Annotated in this window: 18 protein-coding genes; 8 read left to right on the forward strand and 10 right to left on the reverse strand. The window is 61.4% G+C overall.

Translation table 11 applies throughout. The annotated features are described in order from the left end of the window. Nucleotides 1-2 precede the first annotated feature (2 nt). The gene (locus HX792_RS15375; RefSeq protein ID WP_176996907.1) at nt 3-671 is read right to left on the reverse strand and encodes a fimbria/pilus chaperone family protein; all 669 of its coding nucleotides are present in this window, start codon (nt 669-671) and stop codon (nt 3-5) included. A gap of 149 nt (nt 672-820) precedes the next feature. Beyond that, the gene (locus tag HX792_RS15380; protein WP_176996881.1) at nt 821-1,468 is read right to left on the reverse strand and encodes a DUF1120 domain-containing protein; all 648 of its coding nucleotides are present in this window, start codon (nt 1,466-1,468) and stop codon (nt 821-823) included. Nucleotides 1,469-1,915: 447 nt separating this feature from the next. On the opposite strand from HX792_RS15380, the gene ppx reads away from it, so the two are divergent. After that, on the forward strand, nt 1,916-3,418 hold the full coding sequence (gene ppx / locus HX792_RS15385) for an exopolyphosphatase (protein ID WP_176996882.1): 1,503 nt from the start codon (nt 1,916-1,918) through the stop codon (nt 3,416-3,418). Between the two features lie 168 nt (nt 3,419-3,586). Here the strand turns inward: ppx and ppk1 are convergent, their stop codons facing one another. Continuing rightward, nucleotides 3,587-5,809: a polyphosphate kinase 1 gene (gene ppk1, locus HX792_RS15390; protein WP_176996883.1), complete on the reverse strand. Its 2,223-nt coding sequence runs from the start codon at nt 5,807-5,809 to the stop codon at nt 3,587-3,589. Between the two features lie 18 nt (nt 5,810-5,827). After that, complete coding sequence (gene hemB, locus HX792_RS15395) at nt 5,828-6,841, reverse strand: porphobilinogen synthase (protein WP_176996884.1); 1,014 nt, start codon at nt 6,839-6,841, stop codon at nt 5,828-5,830. A 208-nt stretch (nt 6,842-7,049) separates the two neighbouring features. On the opposite strand from hemB, the gene HX792_RS15400 reads away from it, so the two are divergent. Further along, nucleotides 7,050-7,685 (forward strand): DedA family protein, encoded by a 636-nt coding sequence (locus tag HX792_RS15400; protein ID WP_176996908.1) that lies wholly within the window; start codon nt 7,050-7,052, stop codon nt 7,683-7,685. On the opposite strand, the gene HX792_RS15405 is transcribed toward HX792_RS15400, so the two are convergent. Next, the gene (locus HX792_RS15405; RefSeq protein ID WP_176996885.1) at nt 7,666-8,901 is read right to left on the reverse strand and encodes a sterol desaturase family protein; all 1,236 of its coding nucleotides are present in this window, start codon (nt 8,899-8,901) and stop codon (nt 7,666-7,668) included. The two genes, HX792_RS15400 and HX792_RS15405, sit on opposite strands and share 20 nt — an antisense overlap. Before the next feature lie 116 nt (nt 8,902-9,017). Here HX792_RS15405 and elbB point away from each other — a divergent pair, with 116 nt between their 5' ends. Further along, a complete protein-coding gene (elbB, locus tag HX792_RS15410) occupies nt 9,018-9,683 on the forward strand; it encodes an isoprenoid biosynthesis glyoxalase ElbB (protein ID WP_176996886.1) in 666 nt (221 codons plus the stop codon). Nucleotides 9,684-9,790: 107 nt separating this feature from the next. Here the strand turns inward: elbB and HX792_RS15415 are convergent, their stop codons facing one another. Then, on the reverse strand, nt 9,791-10,246 hold the full coding sequence (locus HX792_RS15415; RefSeq protein WP_176996887.1) for a YaiI/YqxD family protein: 456 nt from the start codon (nt 10,244-10,246) through the stop codon (nt 9,791-9,793). 141 nt (nt 10,247-10,387) lie between these two features. Next, on the reverse strand, nt 10,388-12,283 hold the full coding sequence (locus HX792_RS15420; protein WP_176996888.1) for an FTR1 family protein: 1,896 nt from the start codon (nt 12,281-12,283) through the stop codon (nt 10,388-10,390). Nucleotides 12,284-12,550: 267 nt separating this feature from the next. Here HX792_RS15420 and HX792_RS15425 point away from each other — a divergent pair, with 267 nt between their 5' ends. The 4 genes from HX792_RS15425 to HX792_RS15440 are packed head-to-tail and all read left to right on the forward strand — an operon-like array spanning nt 12,551 to nt 15,697. Further along, nucleotides 12,551-13,948, forward strand: a complete 1,398-nt coding sequence (locus HX792_RS15425) for a COG3014 family protein (RefSeq protein WP_176996889.1) — start codon at nt 12,551-12,553, stop codon at nt 13,946-13,948. 10 nt (nt 13,949-13,958) lie between these two features. Then, entirely contained in the window at nt 13,959-14,330 is a 372-nt protein-coding gene (locus HX792_RS15430) for a YcfL family protein (RefSeq protein WP_038844227.1), read from the forward strand. A gap of 35 nt (nt 14,331-14,365) precedes the next feature. Next, nucleotides 14,366-14,953, forward strand: a complete 588-nt coding sequence (gene lpoB / locus HX792_RS15435) for a penicillin-binding protein activator LpoB (protein ID WP_176996890.1) — start codon at nt 14,366-14,368, stop codon at nt 14,951-14,953. A 3-nt stretch (nt 14,954-14,956) separates the two neighbouring features. Beyond that, on the forward strand, nt 14,957-15,697 hold the full coding sequence (locus tag HX792_RS15440) for a penicillin-binding protein activator LpoB (protein ID WP_176996891.1): 741 nt from the start codon (nt 14,957-14,959) through the stop codon (nt 15,695-15,697). Between the two features lie 113 nt (nt 15,698-15,810). Here HX792_RS15440 and HX792_RS15445 read toward each other — a convergent pair whose 3' ends face one another. The 3 genes from HX792_RS15445 to HX792_RS15455 all read right to left on the reverse strand — a co-directional run bounded on the left by HX792_RS15445 (nt 15,811) and on the right by HX792_RS15455 (nt 19,014). After that, the gene (locus HX792_RS15445) at nt 15,811-16,443 is read right to left on the reverse strand and encodes a LysE family transporter (protein ID WP_176996892.1); all 633 of its coding nucleotides are present in this window, start codon (nt 16,441-16,443) and stop codon (nt 15,811-15,813) included. Nucleotides 16,444-16,531: 88 nt separating this feature from the next. Further along, nucleotides 16,532-17,104 (reverse strand): mechanosensitive ion channel family protein, encoded by a 573-nt coding sequence (locus tag HX792_RS15450; protein WP_176996893.1) that lies wholly within the window; start codon nt 17,102-17,104, stop codon nt 16,532-16,534. Continuing rightward, nucleotides 17,104-19,014 (reverse strand): ATP-binding cassette domain-containing protein, encoded by a 1,911-nt coding sequence (locus tag HX792_RS15455; RefSeq protein WP_176996894.1) that lies wholly within the window; start codon nt 19,012-19,014, stop codon nt 17,104-17,106. Before HX792_RS15455 ends, HX792_RS15450 begins: the two co-directional genes overlap by 1 nt. Nucleotides 19,015-19,064: 50 nt before the next feature. On the opposite strand from HX792_RS15455, the gene HX792_RS15460 reads away from it, so the two are divergent. Further along, nucleotides 19,065-19,523: a TIGR02444 family protein gene (locus HX792_RS15460; RefSeq protein ID WP_176996895.1), complete on the forward strand. Its 459-nt coding sequence runs from the start codon at nt 19,065-19,067 to the stop codon at nt 19,521-19,523. The last annotated feature ends 199 nt before the right edge of the window (nt 19,524-19,722 follow it).

Genomic DNA, 19,722 nt, shown 5'->3' on the forward strand with positions numbered 1-19,722 from the left:
CCTCAACCCTCGCTGGCGTTGATAGGAGCCTGATAGCTGTCGGCTGCAAACCCATAGACCGTAGCCGGCTGGATCTCAACGGTCGTCCCCTCAAGCCGGCCTTCCAGCCGTGCCGTCAGGGTTTCCCCCGGCAAAATGTAAGTGCGCGGCAACGTGGCCAGCCCATTGTGTGGCAGCAACTTCACATCAGGTGCCAGCCGTACGACGTACGCACTGCTGTTGTGAACAACCAGGCGTTCGCCATCACGGGCCCACCTCAGCAGCTCCCAAGGGGTGGCGTGTCGGGGCAGGCCCTCTGGGTGCAGGATCAGCGGCAGGTTCTGTCGCAGGGTGATACCAATGGTCGCAGCGCCCGCAGCCCGAGCCTGAGGAATGCCTTCAAAGGACACACGCTTCAAACGCTGGGTCTTCAAGGGCTCCTTGAGTGTGCTGATGAAGCGCACTAACTGCGTCTCGCCCGCCTCTACACGGGTGATGGGTGGGGTGACGACAAGCAAGGGTTCCTGATCTTCCGGGAGGCTCTCCACCACTGAATGAAGCAGTGCAGGGCCATCATCCGTGTTCTTCACATTAAGGGTGGCCTCACCCTCCTCCTCATAAAGAACAATCAACGTGGTTTCAGGCCGCATGCCGTCCGCTACAGTAATACCCGGCAAACAGCCGTTAACCATTGCACTTAAAGCAAAAGCCTTACTTATTATGGAAAGACCGCGCACTTAGTTCCCCCGGAGCTGGCCACGCCAACTTCTAATAATCAAACACCCACACAAAAACAGCCGACAAGAAACAAATGGATTCTTTATCGGCTGTTGCCAACTATTTAGAGGTAGCTCAATACCAGTGTGGCGCGCCCATCAATGGAAACGTCGCGGCTCAGGTCCAGATCCTGCGCTTTGTTGATAACAGCCTTCACGGCGATGGTGCCAGTCAACTGGGCAATCGATGCCGGTGTTGCTGCGGTGCCGCTGCGCCACGAGTACTGAGCAGGCGCTTGGGCAACTTTGCCATCGCTGTTCTGCCAGGCTCCCGTGCCGGTGCGCATGATTGGGTTGAGCACCAGGCCCGGAGCCCTCAGGTCCTTGAGCGTGATCGAGTAGCCTCCGGTTCGCCGGGCGCCTGTGGAGCCAAGGCCGTAGTTCTGCGCTTCGCTAAAGCCCGTACCCAGGATACCGGGCACCTTGCTACCGGCCTGCAGATCGGTGAAGGTCAGGCCAAACATCGCAGGCGTGGCCCCACAGCTGACCACCAGGGAAGTGCTGCGCTCCTCACGCGGGTTGAACGCCGTCTGGGACAACTCACCCGACCGTATGACGCCGTAATCGATAATGCCGCTGCCGGTCAGGCTGAGGTTGCAGGACGCCGGGGTAATCGTCCCTCTTACCACCAATTGCGCACTGGTGGTGGCTTGTGCACTGACTGCCACAGACAAGCACGCCAAGCTGATTGCAAATCCAACTATTTTTTTCATATTCGACCTGTCACTGAAGTTTTCCGGTGTATTTATTTTTGCCCTGCCAATACAAATTCATAAATAAATAACACCACGGCAAAATTGCCGAGTGACAGTCTGTCGCTTTGGCACTTCACTTAAGAATAAGACGGAACCTTCTTTATTGTGGGAACGATTAAAACAATAGGTCGCCCGTGCCTGATCAAACAGTAGTCCCAAACATATCAATGGTGTTGCCAGCAGCTTTTAACTTGTAGGCCAAATCGAAATCTTAAGAACAACCACTGAAAGTTAAAGACTCCTACAGAGTCGTCAAACATCTCGACTCAAGCCTGGAATGACAGCCTACATTTCCTACATTTACTTCCCACAAGCCCCCTCAGAGAAATTCCCGGCGCACTACGCGTTGGCGTCAGCGGTCGATCGTGGCACGATGGCAAGGTTATCGACCGAGACCCCCAAACCATGCCGCAATCCCAAGCCAAGAATCTGTCCCTGATCGCCGCCATCGACCTGGGCTCCAACAGCTTTCACATGGTCGTGGCCAAGGCCCAGAACGGCGAAATCCGCATCCTTGAGCGGCTCGGCGAGAAAGTGCAGCTGGCTGCCGGCATCGACGACGAGCGCCAGCTCAACGAAGAATCCATGCAACGCGGCCTCGATTGCCTCAAACGTTTTGCCCAACTGATCAACGGCATGCCCCAGGGCGCTGTGCGGATCGTCGGCACCAACGCCCTGCGTGAAGCGCGCAACCGCGGCGAATTCATCCGCCGCGCGGAAGAGATCCTGGGGCACCCGGTAGAAGTCATCTCCGGCCGTGAAGAGGCCCGCCTGATCTACCTCGGCGTATCCCACACCTTGGCTGATACCCCTGGCAAACGCCTGGTCGCCGACATCGGTGGCGGCAGTACCGAATTCATCATTGGCCAGCGGTTTGAACCGTTGTTGCGCGAAAGCCTGCAGATGGGCTGCGTCAGCTACACCCAACGCTATTTCAAGGACGGCAAGATCACGCCGGCGCGCTACGCCCAGGCCTACACGGCAGCCCGCCTGGAGATCATGAGCATCGAGCATGCCCTGCACCGCCTGACCTGGGATGAAGCCATCGGCTCGTCCGGCACCATCCGCGCCATCGGCCTGGCCCTCAAGGCCGGCGGCCATGGCACCGGCGAGGTCAACGCCGAAGGCCTGGCATGGCTCAAGCGCAAGCTGTTCAAGCTGGGGGACGCCGAAAAGATCGACTTCGATGGCATCAAGCCCGACCGCCGTACCATTTTCCCAGCCGGCCTGGCGATTCTCGAAGCCATCTTCGACGCCCTCGAACTGCAACGCATGGACCACTGTGACGGTGCCCTGCGCGAAGGCGTGCTCTATGACCTGCTGGGTCGCCATCATCATGAAGACGTGCGTGAGCGCACCCTCACGTCGCTGATGGAGCGTTATCACGTCGACCTGGAACAGGCCGCCCGCGTAGAGCGCAAGGCCCTGCACGCCTTCGACCAGGTGGCCGAGGACTGGGACCTCGAAGACGGTGTCTGGCGCGAGCTGCTGGGCTGGGCCGCCAAGGTGCATGAAGTGGGCCTGGACATCGCCCACTACCATTACCACAAGCATGGCGCCTACCTGATCGAGCACTCGGACCTCGCCGGCTTCTCCCGCGAAGACCAACAGATGCTCGCCCTGCTGGTACGCGGCCATCGTCGCAACATTCCCCGGGACAAGTTCGCCGAGTTCGGCGACGAAGGCATCAAGCTGATTCGCCTGTGCGTGCTGCTGCGCTTTGCGATCCTGTTCCACCACATCCGTGGCACCCAGGAAATGCCCCAGGTGACCCTGCGCGCCGACGGCGACAGCCTGGACGTGGTATTCCCCAAAGGCTGGCTGGATGAAAACCAACTGACCCAGGCGGACTTCGCCCAGGAAGCCGAGTGGCTGACGCGGGTGGGTTTCAGCCTGAACCTGCGCTAACCCAAACGACGCCCCCCCTGTAGGAGCCGGCTTGCCGGCGATGGCAGCCTCAAGCCCAGCGACGACTGCACTGACGTCATCGCCGGCAAGCCGGCTCCTACAGGGGTAAAGCGCCAGCATAAAAAACGGCCCTCGATGGGGCCGTTTTTTATGCTGCTGGGTAACGCCTCAATTCACCGACAAAATCGGGCTACCCAACTTCTCCAGCAACGTCGCCTGCGCACTGCGCGGGTTCTGGTTGCCGGTTGGCGTGTTGCGCACGTAACGGCCGTCCGACTGCAGGCTCCAGCTGTGGGTGTTGTCGGTGAGGTAGCTTTCCAGCTCCTTCTTGACCCGCATAATCAGCTTCTTGCCTTCCACCGGGAAGCAGGTCTCTACCCGCTTATCGAGGTTGCGCTCCATCCAGTCAGCGCTGGAGAGGAACATCTGCTCTTCGCCGCCGTTGAGGAAGTAGAACACCCGCGTGTGCTCCAGGAAGCGCCCGATGATCGAGCGCACATGGATGTTGTGCGACACGCCGACAATGCCCGGGCGCAGGCAGCACATGCCACGCACTACCAAATCGATGCGCACACCGGACTGGCTTGCCTTGTACAACGCGCGGATGATCTTCGGATCGGTCAGCGAGTTGAACTTGGCAATGATGTGCGCCGGTTTGCCGTCGAGGGCGAACTGAGTCTCGCGGGCAATCATGTCGAGCATGCCCTTCTTGAGGGTGAACGGCGCGTGCAGCAGCTTCTTCATGCGCAAGGTCTTGCCCATGCCAATCAGTTGGCTGAACAACTTGCCGACGTCTTCGCACAAGGCGTCGTCGGAAGTCAGCAGGCTGTAGTCGGTGTAGAGCTTGGCGTTGCCGGCGTGGTAGTTGCCGGTGCCCAAGTGGGCGTAACGCACGATCTCGCCGGCTTCGCGGCGCAGAATCAGCATCATCTTGGCGTGGGTCTTGAAGCCGACCACGCCGTAGATCACCACCGCACCCGCCGCTTGCAGGCGGCTGGCCAGTTGCAGGTTGGACTCTTCGTCAAACCGCGCTCGCAGCTCGATCACCGCGGTAACTTCCTTGCCGTTACGCGCGGCGTCGACCAGGGCGTCGACGATTTCCGAGTTGGCGCCGGAACGGTACAGGGTCTGGCGTACGGCCAACACGTGCGGGTCCTTGGCAGCCTGGCGCAGCAGGTCGACCACCGGGGTGAAGGACTCGAATGGGTGCAGCAGCAGGATGTCCTGCTTGCTCACCACGCTGAAGATGTTCTCGCTGTTTTGCAGCAGTTTCGGGATCTGCGGGGTGAACGGGGTGTATTGCAGCTCCGGGTGACTGTCCAGGCCGGTGATGCTGAACAGGCGCGTCAGGTTCACCGGGCCATTGACCTGGTACAGCTCGGTCTCGCCCAGGTTGAACTGCTTGAGCAGGTAGTCCGAGAGGTGTTTCGGGCAGGTGTCCGCCACTTCCAGGCGCACCGCATCGCCGTAACGGCGCGAGAACAGCTCGCCGCGCAGGGCACGGGCCAAGTCTTCGACGTCTTCGGAGTCCAGCGCCAGGTCGGCGTTACGGGTCAGGCGGAACTGGTAGCAGCCCTTGACCTTCATGCCCTGGAACAGGTCATCGGCGTGCGCATGGATCATCGACGACAGGAATACATAGTTGTCGCCAGGGCCACCCACTTCCTCGGGTACTTTAATGATCCGTGGCAGCAAGCGTGGCGCCGGGATGATCGCCAGGCCAGAATCGCGACCGAACGCGTCGATACCTTCCAGCTCGACGATGAAGTTGAGGCTCTTGTTCACCAGCAGCGGGAACGGGTGCGTCGGGTCAAGGCCGATCGGGGTGATGATCGGCGCGATCTCGTCGCGGAAGTAGCGGCGCACCCAGGTCTTGATCTTGGTGGTCCAGTGGCGGCGACGGATGAAGCGGACCTGATGTTTTTCCAGTTCCGGCAGCAGGATGTCGTTGAGGATCGCGTACTGGCGGTCGACATGGCCGTGCACCAGCTCGCTGATGCGCGCCAGCGCCTGGTGGGGTTGCAGGCCGTCTGCGCCGGCCTGTTCACGGGCAAAGGTGATCTGCTTCTTGAGGCCGGCCACGCGGATCTCGAAGAACTCGTCCAGGTTGCTGGAGAAGATCAGCAGGAACTTGAGCCGTTCCAGCAACGGATAGGACTCATCCAGCGCCTGTTCCAGCACGCGGATGTTGAATTGCAGTTGTGACAGCTCGCGGTGGATGTACAGGCTGCTGTCATCCAGGTTGGTGACGGCCGCCACCGGGGCCGGCACAGGCGGCTCGGCCACCACGGCGGGCGGTGCGGGCTCCAGCTCCGGCGGGGTCTCGGTGACTTGTTCAACCACCGGGTGAGCGTCTTTTACAGCAACTTCGGAGAGTCCTTCGGTATTCATCGAGTGTTCCTGTGAGGGCTATTGTTGCTCTCTAAGCAATTGGGCAGCGCGGGCGGCGAAGTAGGTCAGAATGCCATCAGCGCCAGCACGTTTAAAGGCAGTCAGGGATTCGAGGATCACCCCTTCACTCAACCAACCATTCTGGATCGCGGCCATGTGCATGGCGTATTCACCGCTGACCTGATAGACAAAGGTCGGCACTTTGAATTCCTCTTTGACCCGGTAAAGGATGTCCAGGTAGGGCATCCCGGGCTTGACCATCACCATGTCGGCGCCTTCGGCGAGATCGGCCGCCACTTCGTGCAGGGCTTCATGGCTGTTGGCCGGGTCCATCTGGTACGAGGCCTTGTTGGCCTTGCCCAGGTTCAGCGCCGAGCCCACCGCATCGCGGAACGGACCGTAATAGGCACTGGCGTACTTGGCCGAATAGGCCATGATCCGCACGTTGACGTGGCCAGCCAGCTCCAGGGCTTCACGAATCGCCTGGATGCGGCCGTCCATCATGTCCGACGGTGCAACCACCTGGGCGCCTGCAGCGGCATGAGACAAGGCTTGCTTGACCAGCGCATCGACGGTGATGTCGTTCTGAACATAGCCGTCTTCGTCGAGAATGCCATCCTGACCGTGGGTGGTGAACGGGTCCAGCGCCACGTCGGTGATCACCCCCAGCTCCGGGAAACGCTCGCGCAGGGCGCGGGTGGCGCGCTGGGCGATACCCTCAGGGTTCCAGGCTTCAGCGGCATCGAGGGATTTGAATTCAGAAGGCGTCACCGGGAACAGCGCCAGCGCTGGAATCCCCAGTTCGACCCAACCCGCCGCTTCGATCAGCAATTGATCAATGGTCAAGCGCTCCACACCCGGCATCGAGGCCACCGCTTCGCGCCGGTTTTCACCGTCGAGCACAAATACCGGCAGGATCAGATCATTCGTCGTCAGTACGTTTTCACGGACCAGGCGGCGAGAAAAATCATCACGACGATTGCGGCGCAGACGGGTGGCGGGGAACAGGCGATTGGCAGGGGTAAAGCTCACGACAGACTCCTGAGCCCGCGTTTACGGGCGAGCGTTGCAGTTATAAGCGGCCATTATGACGAAGGAATGACAGTTGTGCTTATCGATGCGACCTGTAGTCGCATTCGTCGTTTATGTAGGAATTGTTCACTTCGTGACACATCTCGATACTTTCATGAATGTTCGCGAAGGCGTAGGCTGCGCGTTCATTTCGCCAGCACCCCAGACCATGCTTCAACAATTTCTGCATGACTTCGGCTACTTTGCGCTCTTCCTGGGCACCTTCTTTGAAGGCGAGACCATTCTGGTTCTCGCAGGCTTCCTGGCATTCCGTGGCTACATGGATATCAAGCTGGTGATGATCGTTGCCTTTTTCGGCAGCTACGCCGGCGATCAGCTCTGGTATTACATGGGCCGCAAACACGGCCGCAAGCTGTTGGCGCGCAAGCCGCGCTGGCAATTGATGGGTGACAAGGCCCTGGAGCATATTCGCAAGCACCCGGATATCTGGGTGTTGAGCTTCCGCTTCGTCTACGGGTTGCGCACGGTCATGCCTGTGGCGATTGGCCTTTCCGGCTATCCGCCGCTGCGCTACCTGATCCTCAACGGCATTGGTGCCGCGATCTGGGCCGTGGCCCTGGGCGCTGCGGCGTATCACTTCGGCGCCGTGCTGGAAGGGATGCTGGGCAGCATCAAGAAATACGAGCTGTGGGTGCTCGGCGCGTTGCTGGTATTGGGCTTCGGCCTGTGGCTGCGCCGTCGCTTCAAGAACGCGCGCATCGCCCGTGAGGCCTGCGCCGACGCCAAGGCCCGGCTCGCTGCCGGGCAGGCTCCGGTAGAAGCACCTAAGACGCCAGTCGAGTAAGCCGGCTTCTACAGCAGTAGAGGCCAATCACGCTGAGCAGGCTGTAACTCACCAGGCCCAGCCAACCCAGGTTGCTGGCCGGCCACAGCCCCACCAGTGGCGCCAGCCATACCAGCGGCACATTCAACGCCAGGCGTACCAGCTCGGCCTTGAAGGCCCAGGGGCGGTTCTCCAGCGCGACCCCCAGGGTAAACAATCCCAGCGCCATCGCACTCCAGCCCAGGACGAGCGCGGCGGTGGGTAAACCCTCGCCAAAATTCATCAGATAGCTGCCAAACCCCACATACGCCGCAAACTGCAGGGCGATGTACACCTGTTGGCGCACATCCAGCGGCACTTCAAATTTGCGGAACTGGCTCAGGTCCGGCTTGGCCATCGGGTACTTGGCCTTCACATCGGCCGGGCGCCAGCCAGTGCGCATGAACCAGATGCGCAGTTTGTCCCACCAACTCTCGGTACGCCGCGCATCACTCCACAGCTGTGCATAAAACTGCAGGTTGGCCCACAGCGGGTTCCAGCTGGCCAAAGGCGTGGTCACGCCGAAAATTACCGGTTCGTTGTCGTCTTCTTCCTGGAACGACCCAAACAGCCGGTCCCAAACAATGAACACCCCGCCGTAGTTGCGATCCATGTAGAGAGCGTTCTGTGCATGGTGGGCCCGATGATTGGACGGCGTGACGAAGAACCACTCGTACCAGCCAAGCTTGGGCACGTGACGGGTATGCACCCAGAATTGGTACAGCAGGTTGAGGGACGCCACGCTGATAAACACCACCAGCGGCACACCGACAACGGCCAGCGGCAGGTAGAAGATCCAGCTCAGCAGAAAGCCGGTGCTGGTCTGGCGCAGGGCGGTGCTGAGGTTGTAGTCCTCGCTCTGGTGATGCACCGAGTGCGCGGCCCACAGGATATTGCGCTCATGGCCCATGCGGTGCAGCCAGTAGTAGCAGAAGTCGTAGAACACAAAGGCGAATACCCAGGTCCACACGCTTTGGGCCGGCAATTCGAAGAGCGCCAGGTGCTTGAGGGCGAAGGCGTAGGTCAGGATCCCCACCCCCTTGGTCAACAACCCTGTGGTGGTGGACAGCACGCCGGTGCTGAGGCTGTTGATGGCATCCGCCACCCGATAGTTGCGCTCGCCGCGCCAGTGGTCGGCAAGCAGCTCCACCACGATCAAGGCGATGAAAAACGGTACCGCGTAAGGCACGAAGTCCATGGTCTGGTCCGGTTTGTTTTTGTTACATCTAGATTAGGTGCAGCCGCGCAAGAGCCCATTGGCAACAGGTGACAAATTAGTAGACATTTAACGCCATGACCCCAGGAGAAATGCCCATGAGCAAAAAGATTGCAGTGATCCTTTCCGGCTGCGGCGTGTACGACGGCGCAGAGATCCACGAAAGCGTGATCACCTTGCTGCGCCTGGACCAGCGCGGTGCTCAGGTCCAATGTTTTGCCCCCGATATTGCGCAACTGCACGTGATCAACCACCTCACCGGTGAAGAGATGCCCGAATCGCGCAACGTGCTGGTGGAGTCGGCGCGGATCGCCCGCGGTGACGTGAAGGATATTCGCGAAGCCAATGCTGAAGAATTTGATGCGCTGATCGTGCCGGGTGGCTTTGGCGCAGCCAAGAACCTGTCCAACTTTGCCGTGCAAGGCGCCGGTTGCAGCGTCAACCCGCAGGTGCTGGAACTGGCTGAAGCGTTTGCCGAAGCGGGCAAGCCGGTGGGGCTGATCTGCATCTCGCCGGCGCTGGCCGCGAAGATCTACGGGCCGGGCGTGACTTGCACCATCGGCAACTGCGCCGACACGGCGGCCGCCCTGGACAAGATGGGCGCCACCCACCAGGAATGCGCCGTCGAAGATATCGTGGAAGACAAGGCGCGCAAGCTGGTAAGCACACCGGCCTATATGCTGGGCAAGAACATCAGTGAAGTGGCGTCAGGCATCAACAAGCTGGTGGACCGGGTGCTCGAACTCACTCACGAAAACGACTGAGCACCCCATTGAATGGAGTGAGCGGGCTTGCCCCGCGCCGCGGTATACCAGGCGCCTCACGCTTACCTGACACACCGCGGCGCGGGGCAAGCCCGCTCACTACAAGGTCAAGCCAGACGCATCAACTGGGTGAGAAGGCGGTCCAGGGCATTGGCGAAGGCTTGCTTGTCCTTTTCACTATGGGGCGGTGGCCCACCGCCCATCTGGCCCTGTTCACGCAGGTCGGTAAACAGGTTGCGCACCGCCAGACGCTCGCTCATGTTCGCCGGGCTGAACTCCTTGCCACGGGGGTCGAGCGCCGTCACGCCCTTCTTTACCAGCCGATCAGCCAGGGGCACATCGCTGCAGATCACCAGCTCACCAGGAACGGCGTGCTCCACCAGGTAATTGTCCGCCGCATCCGGGCCACTGGGCACTACGATCAACTTCACGCACGCAAAACTCGGCTTGATCTGGCTCTGCCCCGCCACCAATACCACCTCGAACTGGCGCTTGAGGGCGAACTTGACCACCTGATCCTTGGCCGCCCGGGGGCAGGCATCGGCATCGATCCATACGCGCATCCATCCACCCTCTCATTAACAACATAGATCCAATGTGGGAGCGGGCTTGCCCGCGATAGCGCCGGATCAGCCAACACCTACATCGGCTGACACACCGCAATCGCGGGCAAGCCCGCTCCCACATTTTTTGACCGCGTTCGTTCAAGCGGCAATGCGGCGCTTTTCGAGCAACCGACTGCGACCATACAACACCACAATTGCCAGGATCGCCACGGCTTGCGCACTCAGCGAGTAAGCGTCGGCGTGAATGCCCAGCCAGTCAAAGTCAAAGAACGGCACCGGCCGCGTGCCGAAGATGCCGGCCTCTTGCAACGCCTTAACACCATGGCCGGCAAACACCACCGACAACGCACACAGCAGCGCCGCGTTGATCCCGAAGAACAGCGCCAACGGCAGCTTCGCCGAACCGCGCAAGATCACCCAGGCCAAGCCCACCAGCAGCACCAGCGCCGTGGCACCACCCGCCAGCACCGCGTTATGCCCGGCAGGCCCGGCTTGCAGCCACAGGGTTTCGTAGAACAGGATCACTTCGAACAGCTCGCGGTACACCGAGAAGAACGCCAGCATCGCAAAACCGAAACGACCGCCGCCGCCCACCAGGCTGCTCTTGATGTAATCCTGCCAAGCTGCGGCATGACGCCGGTCGTGCATCCACACCCCCAGCCACAACACCATCACACTGGCGAACAGCGCCGTGCAGCCTTCGAGCAATTCGCGCTGCGCACCGCTCACGTCAATCACATACGCCGCCAGCGCCCAGGTGGCCAAGCCAGCCAGCAATGCCAGGCCCCAGCCCGCGTTGACGCTGCGCACCGCCGATTGCTGGCCAGTGTTACGCAGGAACGCGAGGATCGCCGCCAGCACCAGGATCGCTTCCAGGCCTTCGCGCAGCAGGATCAGCAAGCCGGAGATGTAGCTCAGCGACCAACTCAAACCATCGCTGCCCAGCAAGCCGGCAGACTCAGTGAGCTTGCCCTTGGCCACGTCCAGGCGCTGTTGCACCTGCTCGACCGGCAGCCCGTCCTGCAACGACTGCCGGTAAGCCATCAGGGCCTTCTCGGTGTCTTTGCGTACGTTGGCGTCGACGTTGTCCAGGGAGCTTTCTACCAGCTCGAAGCCTTCCAGGTAGGCCGCAACAGACAGGTCATACGCCTGCTCATGGTCACCGTTGCGGAACGCGGCGAGGCTCTTGTCCAAGGTGGTCGCGGTGTAGTCCAGCAATTGCGCCGGGCCACGCTTGACCTGCGGGGGCTGGGCCCGCTGGGCGCGGAACGTGGCGGCAGCGTCGGGGCCGTTGGCGGCGAGCACTTCATTGGGGGTCTGGCGCGCCAGGTCAGCGAGGTTGAACGGCTGCTCGCTCTTGGTCGCCGCCGGGTCGGCCGTGAAACCGGCGATGTAAGTGGCCAGGTCCCAGCGCTGGCGGTCGTCCAGTTGGTCGGCGAACGACGGCATGTCAGTGCCTTCGACACCCAGTCCAAGGGTGTTGTAGATCGCATAGAGGCTCAGGCGGTCCAGGCGCGTGGCGTCACGCAGGTTGGCGGGTGGCGGGGTCATGCCCATGCCCGCCGGGCCATCACCTGCACCGGCGGTGCCGTGGCACACCGAGCAATGCTGGGCGTAGAGCGGCGCCCCTCGGGTGGGGTCCGGCGTGATCGCCGGGGCTTGGCTGACTTCATACGCCACGGCCAGCTTGGCGCCCAACTGGCGGGCTTGGCGGGCGACGGCAGCGCCGTCTTCGTGGGCAGTTACAGCGGCAAACAATTCGTCGACACCTTTGATCAACGCCGCACGCTCTGGCCTCTGTGGCAGTTCGGCCACCAGGCCCTGCAACACCCCGAGAAACTCGACCTGTTCACGGTATTCGGATTCGTCGATAACCTTGCCCGCCTCCACCGTTGGAGGGTAGTCAGCACCGATGTAGTCCAGCAAATGCAGGGCTTGTGGAGCACCTTCAGCGGTAGCGGCCAATAAGTTGAAGCTGCACGACATCAGCGCCGGCAACAGCAGCCAGGCGAGAAAACGAAAGGGGGCAGTCATGAATGAATCTCAAAGGGAAATACGAAGTAACACATTGTCAAACCTTAAAGGGTTTGACTCAAGGCGTTAGTGAGTTGGCGTTTGGAAGGCCGGGCATTTTTAGAAATTCGATGCTGGCATTTTGTGGATTGAATCACATCAATAAGCCATTGTTTTGCCAGTAATGGCGCTTATAATGCCGCGCCCTGTTAGTGCGAAAGGGAATTTCGTTCCTCGTTTTTATGAGGAATTACCACACCGGTTGAATACTTTCAGGGAAGAAGCTGCATGGCATTTCGCGCCTTACCTTCGCTCGCGCTCGTCGCGGTCACGTTGCTCTCCGGCTGTTCGATGTTCCGCAGCTATGACACCGAGCTGCAAGCCACCAACCAGCAATTGGCCACCGGCAACGTCGACGGCGCCCTGACCCTCCTGGAAAAGAACAACACCGGCGAAGACAAAGACCTGCTCTATTTCTTCGAAAAAGGTGAGTTGTTGCGGGCCAAGGGCGACCTGACCGGCAGCCAGACCGCGTGGCGCAGCGCCGATCTGCAAGTCTACAAGTGGGAAGAGTCCGTCAAGTTCGACAGCGAGAAGTACCTCGCCCAGTTCGGCAGTTTCCTGGTCAACGACAAGGTGCGCCGCTACGAAGGCTATGACTACGAAAAAGTCATGCTGACCACCCAGATGGCCCTGAACCTGCTGGCCCTGAACGACTTCGACGGTGCCCGCACCGAAATCAAGAAGACCCACGAACGCGAAGCGGTGATTGCCGACCTGCGCGACAAGGAATACCTCAAGCGCGAGGACGAAGCCCAGCGCGAAGGCGTGACCACCCAGATGAAAGACCTGAGTGGCTACCCGGTGGAAGCCTTGAACGCGCCAGACGTGGTTGGCCTGAAAAACAGCTACCAGAGTGCGTTCAGCCATTACCTGGCTGGCTTTGTCTACGAAGCCCTCGGCGAAAAAGACCTGGCGGCCCCCGGTTACCGCAAGGCTGCCGAGTTGCGCCCCAACACGCCGTTGCTGGAACAGGCATTGCTGGACCTGGACAAATCCAAGGTCGAAGCCGACGAAACCGATGTGCTGATCGTGGTCCAGAGCGGCCTGGCACCGGCACGCGACTCGATTCGCCTGCCGATCCCGATCCCGATCAATGGCAACCTGATCATCACCCCGTTGTCGTTCCCTGTGATCAAGGCTGACACGTCTACCGCGACCTTCGCCCAGATCGGCGTCGACGGCAAACAGCAGAACCTCACCGCCCTCAACAGCACCACTGCCATGTCCCGCCGCGCCCTGCGCGATGACATGCCGGGCATCATCCTGCGCACCACGGTGCGTGCGGTCAGCCGTGGCGTGGCGCAAAACAACCTGAACAAGACCAACCCCATGGCCGGCCTGGTGCTAGGCATCGCCTCGGCCGTGACCGAAGGCGCCGACACCCGCACCTGGCGCACCTTGCCGGACATGACCCAGGTGACCCGCCTGCGCCTCAAACACGGCGAGCATCAGGTCAGCCTGCCCAACGCCCTGGGCGGTACGGTGGTGACGGTCAAGGCCGACCAGCGCTACCAGGTGATCACCTTGCGCGTGGTCGGCAACCAGGTGTTCGCCGGGGGCCTGGCCGCCCATGTCGTGCCAAGCAGCACGCCCCAGGCCATCGCCACACTCAAGCAACCTTAAGGAGCACGCTATGCGTCATTTCATCCTCGGCGCCCTGGCGCTGGTCCTGCTCGCCGGCTGCGCCACCCCGCCGCCACCGGAGCCCGGCAGCGCTGCGAGCAAAATCGTGGTGATGGGCAAGTTCAAGGGTATCGCCGTCGGCGCCATCCGCGTTGCACGCGAGAACGGCTTCCTTACCGCCAAGGTGCAGTTGAGCAACATCACCAGCAGCAACCAGACGATGTATTACCGCTTCGCCTGGCTGGGCGCCGACGGCTTCCCGGTGGGCGACGAAGAAACCTGGAAAGTGCTGAACCTGTACGCCAACCAGGCGACCTTCCTGCCGGCCATTGCCAACCTGCCCCAGGCGGCGGACTTCCGCCTTGAAGTGAAGACGCCTTGAGCCGTTCCCCTTTTACGTTTCAGAGAGAATTCCCCATGTTTGCACGCTTCTCGATGCTCGCTGTCGTTGCCCTGCTGGCCAGCGGCTGCTCCAACACCTCGCCTGTACTGGGCAGCAAGAACATCAGCTACGGTGACACCAAGGCCGTGGAAACGGTGACCAACGAGTTCGGTTCCACCGACTTGCAGATGATCGCCGAAAGCATGACCCGCTCCCTGGCCCAGTCCGGCATCTTGCAGGGCCGCCCGGTGGTGCAGGTGTATGACGTGAAGAACAAGACCAGCGAATACATCGATACCCGCGAGATCACCACGTCGATCAAGACCCAGTTGATGAAGACCGGCACCGCGCGCTTCGCCAGCGACAATACCGACATGCAGAGCCAGGTCGACCAGCTCAAGCTGCAGAACCAGAGCGGCCTGTACAAGAAGTCCACCGTCAGCAAGACCGGCAACATGGTCGCCGCCAAATACCGCCTGGAAGGTTCCATCAGCTCCATCGTCAAGCGTAGCTCGGACTACAAGGACGTGTTCTACAAGTTCAGCCTGCAGCTGATTGACGTCGAGAGCGGCCTGGCCGAATGGATGGACGAGAAAGAAATCCGCAAGACCACGGAGCGCTAAGCAATGCGTGCATGGATCGGCATGATCGGCCTGCTGTGCGCCTTTGGCGCCGAGGCCGCCCCGAAGATCGCGGTGACCGACCTGGCCTACGAGGCGCGGGTCGAGGAGTACATCCACCAGGTTTCGGCGAGCAACAACTACCAGGCGAGTGCCTACAACGCCAGCGGTGCCTCGAACTACAGCGAGTACGAAAGCCGTACCAGCTACATCGAGCAGACCGAGCTGCGTAAGTTCAGCGGTGACATCAAGGGCGAGATCCTCAAGTCCCGCCAGTTCCAGCTGGTACAGGGCACGCCCTACACCGCCGATGCCAAGGGTGACGTTTACGACGTGATCAAGCGCATCAAGGCTGGCCACTTCAAGGGGGCTGACTACGTGCTGTTCGGCACGCTGTCGGACATCGACTTCACCCAAGACATCAACGCCATCGACCGCACCAACAGCTACTCGGCGGTGCTGGGCCTGACGTTGGTGGCGGATTTCAGCCTGATCAACACCCGCACCTACGAAATCACCTCGGCGTTCACCGCCATGGGTGAAGGCCAGGACACCAAGTTGGTGAACAGCCGTGACGTGCGCGTGAGCCTGAACCGGCCGCGTGTGGTGAAGGAAGTGTCGAAAGCGCTGGGCGAAGATGTGGCGCGCCAGTTGGCGGAGCAATTGGGTGGCGGGTACCAGGACCCGGGCAAGCCGGCGTTGCGCAATAACCTGCCGAGGGATGAAGCACCGAAGATTTTGCGCTGAGCCTAGAACTCACTGCCAACACAAAACCAATGTGGGAGCTGGCTTGCCTGCGATAGCGGTACATCAGGTATACCGCTATCGCCGGCAAGCCGGCTCCTACAGGTTTGATCGGGTTACGCCGTTGCGCGATGCAGGCTGGCGAGGAAACCCGCCGCTCCCACGAACAACCCGGCAAACGTACGGTTCATGCGCTTTTGCTGTTTTGGCGTGCGCAACAGACGCAATACCTTCGACGCCAGCCCCGTATAGCCCGCCATTACGATCATATCCACGCTGATCATCGTCGCACCCAGGATCAGGTACTGGATCAGCAGCGGCGCCTGCGGGTTCACGAATTGCGGCAGCACCGCCAGCATGAACACCAAGGCCTTGGGGTTGCTGGCGTTGACCAGGAAGCCGCGGAACATCATCGCCATCGGCTTGCCGATCGGGCGCACCGCCGCGTCATCGGTCATGTCCATGGGCAAGGCGCGCCACTGCTTGATGGCCAAGTACACCAGGTACGCCACGCCGAACCATTTGATCGCATAGAACGCGGTAGACGACGCCGCCAGAATGGCACCCAACCCGCCGGCCACGACGGCAATCTGCATCGCCAGGCCCAGTTGCAGGCCGATGGCGTTCCAGTAACCGCGCAGAAAACCGTATTGCAGGCCGCTGGACATCGACGCGATGGCGCCTGCACCAGGAGAAAGGGAGATGATCCAACTGGCCACGAAAAAGGCCAGCCACGTATCGAGTGCCATTACACACCTCAGGAGGGAGTTTGCTGTGATGCCCTAAGCTAACTCCGCCGACCAAAGGCTGGCTATAGATTTTTACAAGATGTGAATGCTAGCGGTCGCCCGGGAACACATGGTTACCGGGCCAACGCCGCACCGAGCGCTGGAAGAACAGGCTGTTGGGCACTTGCACCATGGCGCTGTCGGTGCCGGCTTCCGCGACTTCGACCAGAGTGGTGTACAGCAGGTTGATCGCCACGACCCGGCCCTTCACTCCCGGCTTGTCGACGGTGTCCACCAGTTCGACGATGTCACCCAGGCGAAACGGGCCGACCGTGAAGATCAGGATCGCGCACAGCAGGTTGGACAGCACCGACCACATGGCGAAGAACGCCACTGCCGCCACCGCCACAAACCCCGACAATGCTGTCCACAACACCGTGGCAGACACGCCCAGGCGGCCCAGCACAAAGATCAGCGCACTGCCCATGATCAACCAGCGCAAGCCGCCGCGCAGGGGCATCAGCAGTTGCGGTGGGAACGGGTAGCGCTCGCCCAGGCGAGTCAGGCCTTTGGCGACAAAACGCTGGGCCAGGTAGCCGGCCAGCAGGATCAGCAGGATCTGCACGCCGATCCACACAGGCTCTACCCATTGCGCCGGCAGCGGCAGTTGCAGGGCTTCCATCAGGACAGCGCCTCCAGCTCCGCTTGCAAGGTTTCGAGCAGTTCAAGGGCTTCCATCCAGGTTTCCTCCAACTGCCCCTCGCGCACCTTGAGCTTGGCCTGTTCGGCCAGCAGGTCACGCAGCTCGTCCTTGCGGGCGGCTTCGTACACGGCGCTGTCACCCAGGCTGGTCTCGATCTTGGCCAGGCGCTCGTGCACCTTGCCTAACTCGGCTTCCAGCTTGTCGGCTTCACGCTTGTGCGGCGCCAGCTGTTGGCGCAAGGCGGCAGCGGCCTGGCGCTGGGCTTTCTTGTCGGTCTTGTCCGGGTTGACCGGCGTGTTGCTGACCGGCGCATTACGCAGGCGGTAGTCGGTCAGCCAGCGCGCGTAGTCGTCGAGGTCACCATCGAACTCTTCAACTTTGCCGTCAGCCACCAACAGGAAGTTGTCGGTGGTGCTCTTGAGCAAGTGGCGATCGTGAGACACCACCAACACCGCACCACTGAATTCCTGCAGAGCCATGGTCAGCGCCAGGCGCATTTCCAGGTCCAGGTGGTTGGTCGGTTCGTCGAGCAGCAGCAGGTTCGGGCGGTCCCAGGCGATCAACGCCAGGGCCAGGCGGGCCTTTTCGCCGCCGGAGAAGTTCAGCACCGGCTCATCGATGCGCGCGCCACGGAAGTCGAAACCGCCGAGGAAGTCGCGCAAGGTCTGCTCGCGCTCGGTGGGCGCCAGGCGCTGCAGGTGCAGCAACGGGCTGGCCTTGGAATCGAGCGAGTCCAACTGATGTTGGGCGAAGTAACCCACCACCGTGTTCTCGCCACGGGTGAGGCGACCGGCCAGGGGCGATAGCTCGCCCGACAGGTTCTTGATCAGCGTCGACTTGCCCGCGCCGTTGGGGCCCAACAGGCCGATGCGTGCGCCCGGCGTCAACTGCAGCTTGACCTTTTCCAGGATGGTTTTGTCACCGTAACCCAGACGTGCATCCGAGAGATCCAGCAAGGGGCTGGAGATCTTCACCGACTCGCGGAATACAAAGTCGAACGGCGAATCGACGTGAGCGGCCGACAGTTCTTCCATGCGCTCCAGCGCCTTGATCCGGCTCTGGGCCTGGCGGGCCTTGGTGGCCTGGGCCTTGAACCGGGCGATGTAGCTTTCCATGTGCGCACGTTGCGCCTGCTGTTTCTCGTAGGCCTGTTGTTGCTGGGCCAAGCGCTCGGCACGGGCACGCTCGAACGCGGTGTAGCCGCCACGGTAGAGGGTGATCTTCTTCTGTTCGACGTGGGCGATGTTGTCGACCACGGCGTCGAGGAAATCCCGGTCGTGGGAAATCAGCAGCAAGGTGCCCTGGTAGCTCTTGAGGAAGTCTTCCAGCCACAGGATCGCATCGAGGTCCAAGTGGTTGGTCGGTTCGTCGAGCAGCAACAAGTCCGAGGGGCACATCAGCGCCTGGGCCAGGTTCAGGCGCATGCGCCAGCCGCCAGAGAAGTCGGCGACCGGGCGGTCCATCTGTTCGTTGGTAAACCCAAGGCCTGCGAGCATCTTGCGGGCACGGGCGTCGGCGGTATAGCCGTCGGCGCTGTCGAGCTCCGAGTGCAGGCGCGCCTGGGCGGCGCCGTCCTGGGCTTTCTCAGCCTCGGCGAGGTCGTGTTGCACCTGGCGCAGGCGCAGGTCGCCATCGAGCACGTAGTCGATCGCGATGCGGTCCAGGGTGTCGATCTCCTGGCGCATATGGGCGATGCGCCAGTCGGCGGGCAGCAGGCAGTCCCCGGAGTCCGGGGTCAGCTCACCCAGCAACAGGGCGAACAACGTGGATTTGCCGGCGCCGTTGGCACCGATCAGGCCGGCTTTGTGACCGGCGTGCAGGGTCAGCTCGGCGTCTTCGAGAAGACGTTGCGGGCCACGCTGTAATGTTAGGCTTTGAAGTCGGATCATAATGGCGGCGGAGTCTACCAGCTTCGTTGGCCGCTGGCTTGGGTGTGAATATGTGCGCTGACCTGTGGAGCTTTGCCCTTTCGACTTACGCCCGCTCGGGCTGCGAAGCCGCCTGCCTGCGCTTGCAGGAACAAGGGGCGGATGTGTGCCTGTTGCTGTGTGGCGCCTGGCTGGAGCAACGGGGTGTAGCGCAGACACCCGAACGTCTGCAGGCGCTCAAGCAGGTCGCCGGGCCCTGGCAGGCGCAGGTCATCGAGCCGTTACGACAGGTGCGCATGCAATGGCGCGCCATGGCGCAGCAGGATGAGGTTTTGGATAAGTTGCGGGAGCGGGTCAAAGCCCTGGAGTTGGATGCGGAGCGGGAACTACTGACGCGCCTGGAGGCAGCGGCGCAGGCATGGCCGACGAAGGAAGGTCAGCACAGATGGCTTGAAGGCTTGGCGACCGAAGCCGCCAACCTTGACCACGACGCGCTGCAACGGCTGCGCGCCGTGGCTGCCAGCACTTAGGAAGCGCTGGTTGGGGTCGTGCTGGATGCTACCGGAGCAGGCGTGCTGCTGGCGGTCGCGGCTGGAGCGGTGGAGGCTGCCGGAGTAGCCGCTGGGGTGGCTGGCTTGGCCGGTGCTGGTTTGGCAGCGGCAGGCTTGGCGACAGCTGGTTTAGCGGCTGGTTTTGCAGCGGCAGGCTTGGCAGCTGGCTTAGCGGCTG

The organism is Pseudomonas sp. B6002 (assembly GCF_013385985.1).
Lineage (GTDB): Bacteria > Pseudomonadota > Gammaproteobacteria > Pseudomonadales > Pseudomonadaceae > Aquipseudomonas.